The following is a 10917-nucleotide window of genomic DNA, read 5'->3' as shown; positions in this document are numbered from 1 at the left end:
AGGTGCCGGGTTTGACAAAACGCAGGCGGTAGCGGTGTTGCCGGGAGGCCCAGAGTCGCAGGTCCTCCGGGGGGACACCGGAGTTCCGGTAGCCCTGCCCGTCGTACTCCGCTGAACCCACAGGGAAGGCCACCTGCGGGTTGAGGTATGCGGATTTGTCCTCCATCACCACAAGCGGCGGGAGCTTGCCCCCGCCCGCGAAGGCCACGTTGTGGAAGCCCGCGAACTGCCACTCCACCACGTCCCCCACCGTGACGTCCACCTCCCGCGGGTGGAACGCGTTGGACCACACGCTCCCGTCCCGCGTGAGTCCTCCGGCCACCACCGTCCACGTGCGAGCCTGGGCCTTGGCGGGTGGCGGAGCCACCAACACCAGGGCCACCACGGCCGCGACGGCGAGACCGCGATGCCACCGGACCATGCTGACCACCTCCTCTGAGCCTTGTGGGTGCAGGGTAGCCCACGCGATGGATCCCGCCATCCGTGAAAAGGCGGATATCGCCCTCTCTAGGTCCCACAGACCTCCACAACCTCCACCACCCGCAGGAGCGGGGTGCGCGCCACCTGGCAGACGGCCCGGACCGCGTCGGCACTCTGCGCCTGAAAGAGGACCATGACCCGCCAGTCCGCGGGGATCCAGAGGGTCAGGAGGTAGTGCACCCCGGTGCCCTGGGCCGCTTCCTCGCACGCGGCGCGGGCGCGCACCGCCAGATCCCGCACCTGCTCCGGGGGAATGCCCGGAACGTCGCAGTCCGCGATGTACAGCGGCATGGATGACCTCCAGGGAGGTGCAAGGACACTCGAAGCATAGGGGAGAGGACAGCGGCAGAACATCCGTGGAAAGGCGGACTGCGCTCGGGATCTTCCGGGAGCTTCAGAGCTAGGACTTCCCGACCGCCCCCTCCCCACCGTACGCGGTGCCCGCGGAGGAGGCGATTCCCTGCTCCACGGCCCATGCGGCAATCTGGGCCCGGGATCGGAAGCCAAGCTTGTTGAGGATGTGCAGCACGTGACTGTCGACCGTGCGCTCGGATACAACTAGTCGCGCGGCGATCTCCCGGTTCGTCAGACCCTGGGACACCAGCTGGGCTACCTGCTGCTCGCGCCGGCTGAGCCCACCGCGTGGGGAGCTCCCTTCCGTGTCGGCGGTCAGAGCGGCTGCCTCCGCCACCAGCCACGCCAGGGATGTGCGCGCTCCTTCGGCGTAGGCGGGTTCGAAGTCGGCAGCGAGTGCGGACCTGACCGTGCCCAGCGTCTCGAGCAGGTCGGACCGGGCGGGCATGCCCGGGATCCTCGGGCGGTCGAGGGAGACGTGGACTGCGCGCCGCTGAGCGTCCGCGTAGCCCAACAGGTGGGCTGCAACCGTGGCGTACCCCCGGCGCGCGGCCAGGATGGCCAGCCCCTCCGCTGCGTAGACCACGCCCATGGGGTCGAACTCCTCCTGGTACAGGCGGAGGGCTTCCAAGTACCGCCGGGCCGCCTCCCGCTTTTGCTGTTCGGCCTGCGCCAGCCCCGCGAGCTCCACCAGGGTGGAGGCCACGCGCCCCGGGTCCGCCAGATCCCTGCGAATCGCGAGGGCTTCCTCGTAGAGTGCCCGTGCCTGTGGCAGGTCCCCCAGCGCCCAGGCGATCCGAGCCAGGTGGTTCAGGGCGGTAGACACGCCGTCTTGGTCGCTGAGGTCTGCGAAAACCTGGCGGCACCGCTCAGCATAGGATCGGGCGGCGGCCGGCTGTGAACCTGCCAGGGCTACCACGCTGAGGCCGTACAGGGACCAGGCCACGCCGCGCGCGTCCTGCAGCGCCTGGCTCAAGGCAAGGCTCTCCTCGAAGGGCTCGCGCGCCTCCGGGAAGCCGCACCGTTCGATGGCGATCAGCCCCATCAGCCGCAGCGCGGACGACAGGCCGTGAAGGTCCCCGCTCTCCCGACACAGGACGATACTCCGCCCCGCCAGCCGGGAGGCGCGTTCCCACTCGCCGCGGTCCCGCGCCACCAAACCGAGGGTCCGGAGAGCGTGTGCCGCGAGGCTTCGGTCTCCCAGCCGGAGCCCCAGGCGCGCGGCTTCCACCGCCTGCTGGCGGGCGGCCCCGTAGTCTCGGCACCGCCAGGCCAGCACAGCACCCCCGCAGAGGAGGCGGGCACGTTCGCTCTGTGCGGCCTGGTCCGCGGTGGCCGCGGCCGCGCGCGTCCAGCTGTACCCCTCCGCCCAGTGGCCCCGCACGTTCCAGAAGGGCCACAGGGAAGCCGCCAGCCGCCGCAAGGTGTCGTGGTCCCCCACCTGCGCCGACCACTCCAGCACGTGGCGCAGGTTGTCGTGTTCCTCCTCCAGTACCGCGAGCCACTGCCCCTGCTCTGGGCCTCGAAGGGCCCGGCCGGCCCGTTCCGCCACGGCCAGCAGGTGGTGTGCGAGACGAGCTTCCACTCCCTCGCGCTCACCGGCCGCCTCCAACCGTTCCAGCCCGAACTCCCGGATGGTGTCCAACATTCGGAAACGCGACTCCACCCCGACCGACTGGCTGCGGACGAGGCTCTTGTCCACGAGGCCACGGATCACGTCTAACGCCTCGCCTCGCTCCAACTCGCAGACCGCTGTCGCGGCGTCCACGTTCCACCCACCGGGGAATGCACTGAGGGCGCGGAAGGCGCTCTGTTCCCGAGGGGGCAGCAGGGCGTAGCTCCACCCCACCGCGGCCCGCAGGGTGCGGTGCCGCTCTGGCAGGTCCCGGGCGGACCGTGTGAGGAGGGAGAGGCGGTGGTCCAGGCGTTCCAGGACCGCCTGGGCCGAAAGGACCTTGAGCACCGGGGCTGCCAGTTCCAGCGCCAGCGGAAGCCCGTCGAGGCGGACGCAGATCTCTGCCACCGCGTGCGCGTTGGCGGGGTTGATGCGGAACGTGGGGAGGACCGCGGTGGCACGGGCCAGCAGGAGGGCGACGGAGGGTACCGCGGCCAGGTGCGCCGGGAAAGGGAGGTTCCGCAGGTCCGGAAGTTCCAGGGGCTCGAGCGCCATCTGGTGCTCCCAGCGCAACCCGAGCGGTTCACGGCTGGTGGCCAACACCTTGAGGTCGGGGAGGGTCTCCAGTAACCGGCCCACGGCTTCTGCGGCCTGGAGCAGGTGCTCGAAGTTGTCCAGCAACAGGAGGACTGTGCGGCCCCGCAGGGCTCCCGCGAGCCTCTCCAGGAGCGCCGCAGGCCGAGCCGTGCGGACCTGCAGCGCGTGCGCCACCTGACCGAGTAGCAGGGAAGGATCGCGCAGGGGCACCAGGTCGACGAAAGCCGTCCGGTCGAAGCGGCCTCGGACAGCCCGCGTGACCTCCACCGCGAGGCGCGTCTTGCCCACTCCCGGGGGCCCGGTGAGGGTAAGCAGGCGAATCTGACCTGACAACAGGTGCCGACACGCTTCAGCCAGTTCCCGTCCGCGTCCGACGAGCGGGGATGTCTGCACCGGAAGCTGCGGCGCGCCCACTGACGCCTCCCGGGTGACCTTAGATTTCAGCGATCGGACTCCTCCTCGCCGCCGCCGATGCGCGCAGGCATCCGGAAGCCCTCAGCCCCTCGAGACAGACGGATGCGTTAGCGGCGAGGTGACGGCCCTCGCCGGTGTCTGACACCTGGTGTCAGACGCTATGCGTGGGCGTGCGTCACTGCACCACGACGCGCTGGTGCATGACCAGCAGGATGAGCAAGAACAGCAGCAGCGCGACGACGAGGGCTTCTGCCTGTCCCGACGTGTCTCGCGCGATCCTCCTCCACCACGCCCACAGCCAGATCTCGACCGTCGTCAGCACGGCATCACCTCCTCCCGTTGTGATCTTCATCGGAACAGCACGAATGGCCTCCTGACCGCTTTGGACCGCCGACGGCGAACGTTGCCGGTGTGGGGTGACGGATGAGCGACGCTGGCCGTATGCTTCGTGGTGTTGCCGTGCGACTTCCTCCAAACGTGGATCACCTCGTCTACGCGTCGCCGGACCTAGACCGCGGTATCGCCGAGATCGAAGGACTGCTGGGCGTGCAGCCATCTGCTGGCGGCCAGCACATCGGGATCGGGACGCGCAACGCCCTGGTCGGCTTAGGACCTATGACGTACCTGGAGATCATCGCGCCCGACCCCGACCAACCACCTCCGCTCGTGCCTCGGCCGTTCGGGATCGATCAGTTGTGCGGCTCGAAGCTGGCGGCGTGGTTCCTCAGGGCGAGCGATCTGGGCCGGCTGAGAGGGGAGGCTCTCCGCGCGGGTGTACCGATCGGCGGGGTGAAGTCCGCAAGCCGGCGGCGGCCCGACGGTGTGGCGCTGTCGTGGGAGATGACCGACCCCTGGTGCGCGGTTGCCGAAGGCATCGTACCATTCTTCATCGACTGGAAAGATTCCCCGCATCCGGCGGCGACCGCGCCTCGGGGCGGCTCGTGGGTCGGGTTGCGTGCCGAACATCCCGACGCGCCGCGCGTCCGGGATATGCTATCGCGGCTGGGCATCGAGGTACCGGTCGAGGTCGGCCCGCTGCCGGCGCTTATCGCGACCATCGAAGGTGCGCGTGGGCGCGTGGAACTGAAGTAGTCACACCCGACTCGCTGGCCGGAAAACCTTGGGCGCGTGCCGTTGGCTCTTATCCGACGGTTGATGCGCCGGCGAGGGCCACCGGCGAAATCCCGCTGGCCTGCGGCTCACGGCGGGCACGTCGATTCGGTGGCACGACTCAGCCGTCCGCGGTACCGGGCCCCATCAAGTACTGATCGAAACCCGGCGGCAGCCGGACCGCCGCGGTGGGCTTGGTCGCCGCGATCTCGTCGACGTGCTCGACCAGCGCGTACGACCGATCGCCCTCCACCAGGCGATCGCCCAAGGCGTCAAACCAGGCTCGAAGCCGTCGTCTCCCGAACCACCCGCCCGCCAACCAGTGGCTGAACGCCTCGAAAGTCGCTGCCCGTACGTCCCGATCAGAGGTGAGACCGTTCGTCCCCCAGCGGAGTTCCGCGTGTGCGCGTGGGACGCTGCAGGCCCGGCCGAGTCGCTACCATCCCGCGCCCCATGGGAGCGCGATCGCTCCCGGACCCGTGAACACGAGTGCGAGAGATGCGGCCAGCAGAGCGAACTCGAACTCCCACCCGGCTCCCTTGGGATCCGCGAAGGGTGCTTTGGCCATTCCGCGCTTCACCAGGATGATCGCCACCAGCATGTCGATTGCCAGTCCCACGGAGATCAGGCGGGTGAGCGGTCCGAGGATCAGCAGGACGCCGCCGACCGCCTCGAGCAGCGCGACGACCCATGCGAACAACCGCGGCGCGGGAACGCCCAACTGCTGGAGGAAGCCGGCGAACCCGGCGATCCCCTTGATCGGGGAGTTGGGGTTCAGCTTCGGCCACCCGTGCACGATGAAGATCACGCCGAGTGCGACCCGGAGGATCAAGAGTCCCCAGTCGCTCACCGCAGAAAAGATGTCTGCGAGCACGATCGTCGCCCCCCTTGCGGTTTTTGGACTCTGGCACGGCCGCCTGTCGGCTGCCGCAGACGGCTGTCCGCGCTGGCCGAACAAACGAAGGGGAGGCGGCTCGTATTCCCCCCTCGGTCCTCGGGCTCGGCCGGGCGAGGATCAGAGGCGGGGGCAGGGCGGTTCGAAAGCGGGCACGGAATGGTGGAGACGAGGGGATTCGAACCCCCGACCCCCTGCGTGCAAAGCAGAGGCTCATCCCGACCGATGAAACCCAGTCCTGATGCGGGTTCTAGAGGGGTGAGCCCCTGCTTTTCTGTGGCCTGTTCCATCGCGTCCACCTCCTTGGGTCACTCCCAGCCAGGCCAGGAGGAACCTTGAGCGCGCCAGCCGCGGCTGTTTTGCCCAGTTGGTGACCAGGGCTTTGACCTCGGCGTCTGATATGCGCCGACTCTCCTCGACGCGAAAGCGTCGGTGGCGCTTGCAGGTCCGGCAGTAACCGAAGCCTTCCTCGCCCGACGGCAGGAGGGGCAACAACCGCGCTGCCCATTCTTCCTGCTCGCGTCCGTGCAAGTCGCGCCGGGTGAGGACCTTTCGTAGCACGGCCTCCGGCCGACCGCAGGCCGCGCATCGCACTTGGTCCACCCAGACGGGCACCGCGGGCGGCGAGCGCTTCGGCTCGCCCCGCCGCAGTTTCCCTTTGGCGAGCCACTCACGGATAGTCCGGTGAACCCGCGGCTCTTCAAGTGTGCGCAGGGAGTCCACCTGCCACTTCTCCCGGTCCGTGAGACGCGCCCCCTTCACCCCGTCGAAGCGGGCGATGATGGCTGCGGCGATTTCCCGCACCGTCTTGCCTCTCCGTCGAAGCCGCTTCGCTTCGGCCTCGGGGCGCGTCAGCCAGAACGGCTCAAGCGCCCTGCGCGTGACCCTGGGCTTCTTTACTCTGCGCGGCTGTTTGCGGGCCGCCTCCTGAACCATCGCCCCTCATGTTCAGGGGACAGGAGGCAGAATCCTTGCGCTACCGGGCGCTTGAGAGTCCGCAGTTATCGCGGCGGGGGCGTGGAGAGAGAATCGAACCAGACTCAAACGTGAGGTGGTTACGATGAAAGACGCGTTGCTCTCCGTCGGCCTCGCCGCGCGACGGCTTTCGCTCTCCTCCGAGCGGGTGCGGGCGCTATGCCGCTCCGGGCAGTTGAAGCACCTGCGGGATGCGACGGACCGTCGGCTCATTCCCGAGACCGCGCTCGTGGCGCTCATCCGTCGGCGCGAGCGGCAGCACGTTGCGAAGGGTCCGCAGCGGGGCTAGAAAGCCGAGCACCGGCTGCGGGTCGCCACATCTCCCAGCCGGTGCTCACCGGGGTGAACGCAGATGGCTCAGTCCACGTCCACCGCCACTGGCATTGTCGGGCACCGCCAGCCGAAGGGCAACCCTCTATCTTCCCCTGGCCGCACCCTGACCGCTTCCGAGCGAGAGATCGTGCTGACCATCGCCGATGACGAAGACGACTGGTGCGTTCACACAGACTCAGCCCGGTTGACCCGCCGGCTGCTGCGCGTCGCCCAGGCGTGGGGTGCACAGGTCGGGCGCGTCGGGTGCGGGTATCAGTTCAGCCTGCCCCTTGAGGCGGTTCGGTTCGCGGGTCCACGCCGAGTCACGGCCAAGGAGCAGGCCCGCCGTGCGAGACTCCGGGACGCCTTCAGGAATGGCCGAAACGGTGCACGAGGCCCAATCGCAATCCTGCTGAGGGGTCAGAGGCCAAGGGGGTATCCTGATGCCTCCCAGCCTGCCTGCCCCTTCGGAAACGGCCGTCGTCGGCCGCCTGGTGAGACGGAGGAACCCGAGGCAGCATTCGGAGGAGTTGGGCCGGCCTGCTGGTGTTGCTCCCGCCTCCTCGGCACTGGTACCGCCAGAGGATTCGCCCGCCACCCTCTCCGACGCTGTCGAGGGGTTCCTGCTCAGCCGGCGCGTCGGAAACTGCACGGCTCGCACGGTGGATATCTACGCCGCCAACCTTTGGCGGTTCGTCCGGGCGGTCGGCGGAGGCGGGCTCGCTGACTGCACGCCTTCCGTCATCCAGCGCTACCTCACCGGCCTGCGCGAGCGGATGCGCGCGGTGTCGGTGCATCAACACTTCCGAACGTTGCGAACATTCCTCCGTTGGTGCGTCCGCACCGGCCGCCTGCCCGCCGACTCGATGGCGGGGATGACGATGCGCCTCCCCAAGACCTTGCCGCGTGTGCCCGAGGATGGGCACGTCCGCAGGCTGCTGGCCGCCTGCCCGTCCACCCCCGAAGGCCGCCGCAACCGCGCGCTGATTGCCCTGCTCGCCGACAGCGGACTGCGCAAGGAGGAGGCCCGCCGGCTTCGCATCGGGGCCCTCGACTTCACCGCCCGCACGATTCACGTCCACGCCGGCAAGGGCCAGAAGGACGGCTTGGCCTTCTTCGGCGAGGCCACCTCATCGCTGCTGCGGACCTGGCTAGCCGTCCATCCCGACCCGAGGCCCGCAGCGTTCCTGTTCGTCACCCGCGACGGGTCGCCGCTGGGGCCCTACGCCATCCGCCGCATCCTGCATCGGCTCAGCCGGCGCGCCGGGCTGGACCGCCTCATCGGGCCGCACGCGCTACGGCACTACGCTGCCACGGCCATTTGGCGGCGTAGCGGTGATTTGGAACTCGTCCGCCGCGTTCTGCGCCACGAGACGTTGATCATGGCCCTGCGATATGTGGCGGTTTCGCAGGCTGACCTGGCCGCGAAGTTCGCGACCGCCTCCCCGATGGATCACCTGCGGGCCGCGCGGTGAGCGCCGATGAGCGGCGCGTTCGCCAGCGATGCCCCGGCCTACCACGCGCACGGCCTGAACATTGTGCCCGTGGTGCCCGGCACGAAGCGGTCGGCCGTGGCCTGGAGCCGGTGGCAGCACGAACGGCAGACCGCCGCGGAGGTCGGCGAACTTGCACGCGAGTACCCGGATGGCGATATCGCTGTCATTCTCGGTGGGCCTGGTCTCTCGCTGGGCGACTTGGACCACGACGGCCCGGCTGCTGTGGCCTCGGTTCGAGCCGAGCGGCTCCCGCTGCCGCCAACAGCCGCCTTCGAGGCGCGGCGAGGGCACCACCTGCTCTACCGAACGACCGGACCCCTGCCGAGGACTGCGATGTTGCCAGACCTGGAATTCCTCGGCTCCGGCCTCCTCGTGGTACCGCGGAGCGCTGGCCGGCACTGGTTGCTCGACCTTGACCACCTGACCGATTTGCCGCGTGCGTGGCTTGACCGTGTTGCCGCCACCAGAGACACACTCCACAACGTCAACACCACGACCACTGCAGCAAGGTATGCATATGCATATCTTGCTGCACCTCGTCTTTCAGGTAGTGAAGAACTGGGAGGGTGTCCAGTCGGAGGGGTCTGGCCGGCGGCGGCGCGGCTCCTCGGGTTGCCTGATGAACTCGGTCGAGGGTTCAGGTGCCCGCTGCCCGGGCACGAGGAGCGCCGGGCTTCCGCGGCGTGGTGGGCCGGGGAGAACGGCGTCATCGTGCTGGTTGACTTCCATCGACGCGACGGCGAAGAGGCGCACGGTGGCTCCGGCCGGCCGCCTGTCTACACCGTGCCCGAGGTCTTCGCTTCCATTCGCGCCGGCCGCACCTTGAAACTCCCGGGCACCAGTCATGCCGTCTGGGCGGCGAGGCTGCAGGTCGAACTCGGTCTGCTTCGGCCACCCGTGGTGCCGCTGCGATTCCCCGCCAGCGTAGGCGCACCTGTGTCTGAGATGGTGCGGCTGCTCTTCGGCATCCACTGGCTGCGCGAACCGGGCAAGCCTGTGCCGCTGTCATGGCGCTTCGTCTCTGCCTGGTGTCGCATCGACGAACGTGCCGCTGGGGCGCTGGTTTGTACGCTGCTGGCTGCCGGCACAATTCGCTTCGTCGGCAAGCATCGTGGCATCAGCCTGTTCCTGCCTGGCGCGGGCGAACTCGGTCGGGTGCGGCCGGAGTAGGGCGAAAGTAGGGTGGCGTGTTGGGCAGGAAGCGGGCAGCGCCGTCATCTCTGAAAGCGCTGCGCCTGTCAAGAGTCTCGGTTACCGGTTCGTCTACTTTCGCCGATCTCGTCGGAGTCATCTCTACGCCCTGATGCTGGCATGAGGATGTCCCGGAAGCGTGTCGCAATCAAGTCACGAGCCTCGCTGGGCTCAGACGCAACCCGCGCTTACGCCTCCGTGGACGATCCCGGCTCGCGATACGGCTCCCGCTTGGTCAGCACCCAGTAGGCCGCCTCCGCCAGGTGGCGGGCCACATCTCCGATCGCTTTCTGATGCCCCTTCCGCTTGTAGATGCGGTCGTAGAGTCGGCTGACATGGCGCTGCGGGTGCCGCCCCCGGTGCAGACAGACCACATTGGCCGCCTCCACAAACGCCCATTTGAGATAGCGATTGACGTCCGCCCGCAGTGGGCCGTAGCGGCGCCGGCCTCCGGACTCGTGGACCCGCGGGGTGGTACCCGCATAGGCGGCGAGCTGCTCGCTGCGCCCAAAACGGGCCACATCGCCGATCTCTCCGAGGATCACGGTCGCCAGGATGAAACCCACGCCCGGGAGCGTCATCAGCAGCTTGATCTCGTCGGTGACCTCAAAGAGTTCGCCATCTGCCGCTCAAAGAGGTCGACCTGGTGGTTGAGGGTCTCAATCTGATCGAGCACCCGCGTCGTCGCAAACGCCGTCTGCGGCGGCAGCTCGGCGAGCCGCTGGCGGAGCAGTGTGCGCCCCTGCTTTCCAAACAGATCGTCGACCTCACCGACCGTCAGCGCGTACTTGGCCAGCGTCGCGTGGATGCGATTCTTCAACTGGGTGCGCTGGCGCACCAGCACCATCCGCGTCCGCGGGAGGTCACGCCAGTCCCGCAGTTCCCCTGGGGGAATCCACACCGTGGGCAGCGTCCCGGTCCGCTGCAGCTGGTTCATCCCGCGCGCATCCAGTCGGTCCGTCTTGTTCACCACCCCCAACATCAACTTGGCCTTGTGCGCATGCACCAACTGGGGCCTGTACCCCGCTGCTTCCGTTTCATCGACCATCCAGTACCAGTTGCCCACTGTCTCGATGGCCACCGGCGAGCCGGGCTCACAGCCCGCCAGGAACCGCCGCAGCGCCCCACGCTCGTGCGCGATCCGCTGCTCCCCTACCACAGTGCCCTCCGGCCGCTCCACCCGGGCCCAGGTGTAGTGTTTGTGGGCATCGAACGCGACATACTGCATGGTGCTGCGCCTCCTCTCTTCGGCTCTTGCTGTCTGCTCAGCAAGAGATTCGCCGTCTGGAGGCGCAGCGCTTTCATATCATCAAGAAAATCTCCCAAAATCCCAAAGAAGGTTCCCTGAGCGGAAGTCCCCATCCCGCCGGATGGTGAATGGCCGCTCGCCCTGATGTTGCCGCCGGCGTGGTCGGCGGGTTAACACCCTCGGGTCAGCCACCATTGCGCTTTCCTGCGCAAGTCGCTTGCTGGCTGGA

Annotated in this window: 12 protein-coding genes; 4 read left to right on the top strand and 8 right to left on the bottom strand. The window is 68.4% G+C overall.

The genetic code is table 11. The annotated features are described in order from the left end of the window. The 4 genes from QN163_10455 to QN163_10440 all read right to left on the bottom strand — a co-directional run. Positions 1 to 421: hypothetical protein (locus QN163_10455; GenBank protein ID MDR5684423.1), on the bottom strand; the 421-nt coding region annotated here is incomplete at its 3' end. Positions 422 to 507: 86 nt separating this feature from the next. Beyond that, complete coding sequence (locus tag QN163_10450; GenBank protein MDR5684422.1) at positions 508 to 771, bottom strand: hypothetical protein; 264 nt, start codon at positions 769 to 771, stop codon at positions 508 to 510. A gap of 109 nt (positions 772 to 880) precedes the next feature. Continuing rightward, positions 881 to 3439: a tetratricopeptide repeat protein gene (locus tag QN163_10445; protein ID MDR5684421.1), complete on the bottom strand. Its 2559-nt coding sequence runs from the start codon at positions 3437 to 3439 to the stop codon at positions 881 to 883. A gap of 196 nt (positions 3440 to 3635) precedes the next feature. Continuing rightward, positions 3636 to 3782 (bottom strand): hypothetical protein, encoded by a 147-nt coding sequence (locus QN163_10440; GenBank protein MDR5684420.1) that lies wholly within the window; start codon positions 3780 to 3782, stop codon positions 3636 to 3638. Between the two features lie 137 nt (positions 3783 to 3919). Here QN163_10440 and QN163_10435 point away from each other — a divergent pair, with 137 nt between their 5' ends. Next, positions 3920 to 4552: a VOC family protein gene (locus QN163_10435; protein MDR5684419.1), complete on the top strand. Its 633-nt coding sequence runs from the start codon at positions 3920 to 3922 to the stop codon at positions 4550 to 4552. A gap of 139 nt (positions 4553 to 4691) precedes the next feature. Here QN163_10435 and QN163_10430 read toward each other — a convergent pair whose 3' ends face one another. Continuing rightward, the gene (locus QN163_10430) at positions 4692 to 4838 is read right to left on the bottom strand and encodes a hypothetical protein (GenBank protein ID MDR5684418.1); all 147 of its coding nucleotides are present in this window, start codon (positions 4836 to 4838) and stop codon (positions 4692 to 4694) included. 168 nt (positions 4839 to 5006) lie between these two features. After that, positions 5007 to 5444, bottom strand: a complete 438-nt coding sequence (locus QN163_10425) for a DoxX family protein (GenBank protein ID MDR5684417.1) — start codon at positions 5442 to 5444, stop codon at positions 5007 to 5009. 1081 nt (positions 5445 to 6525) lie between these two features. Between QN163_10425 and QN163_10420 the strand changes: the two genes are divergently transcribed. The 3 genes from QN163_10420 to QN163_10410 all read left to right on the top strand — a co-directional run bounded on the left by QN163_10420 (position 6526) and on the right by QN163_10410 (position 9418). Further along, on the top strand, positions 6526 to 6729 hold the full coding sequence (locus QN163_10420; protein ID MDR5684416.1) for a hypothetical protein: 204 nt from the start codon (positions 6526 to 6528) through the stop codon (positions 6727 to 6729). A gap of 466 nt (positions 6730 to 7195) precedes the next feature. Beyond that, the gene (locus QN163_10415; protein MDR5684415.1) at positions 7196 to 8227 is read left to right on the top strand and encodes a tyrosine-type recombinase/integrase; all 1032 of its coding nucleotides are present in this window, start codon (positions 7196 to 7198) and stop codon (positions 8225 to 8227) included. A gap of 6 nt (positions 8228 to 8233) precedes the next feature. After that, on the top strand, positions 8234 to 9418 hold the full coding sequence (locus tag QN163_10410) for a bifunctional DNA primase/polymerase (protein MDR5684414.1): 1185 nt from the start codon (positions 8234 to 8236) through the stop codon (positions 9416 to 9418). Positions 9419 to 9627: 209 nt separating this feature from the next. Here QN163_10410 and QN163_10405 read toward each other — a convergent pair whose 3' ends face one another. Together QN163_10405 and QN163_10400 are read right to left on the bottom strand one after the other, a co-directional pair. Continuing rightward, positions 9628 to 10020, bottom strand: coding sequence for a transposase (locus QN163_10405; protein MDR5684413.1), 393 nt, complete (start codon positions 10018 to 10020; stop codon positions 9628 to 9630). After that, positions 10020 to 10667, bottom strand: a complete 648-nt coding sequence (locus QN163_10400) for a transposase (GenBank protein MDR5684412.1) — start codon at positions 10665 to 10667, stop codon at positions 10020 to 10022. Before QN163_10400 ends, QN163_10405 begins: the two co-directional genes overlap by 1 nt. Between the last annotated feature and the right edge of the window lie 250 nt (positions 10668 to 10917).

The sequence above is a fragment of the Armatimonadota bacterium genome (assembly GCA_031432545.1).
Classification (GTDB): Bacteria; Sysuimicrobiota; Sysuimicrobiia; order Sysuimicrobiales; family Sysuimicrobiaceae; genus Caldifonticola; species Caldifonticola tengchongensis.
Note: the sequence above shows the minus strand (reverse complement) of the source record. Positions and strands in the feature narration are given on the sequence as shown.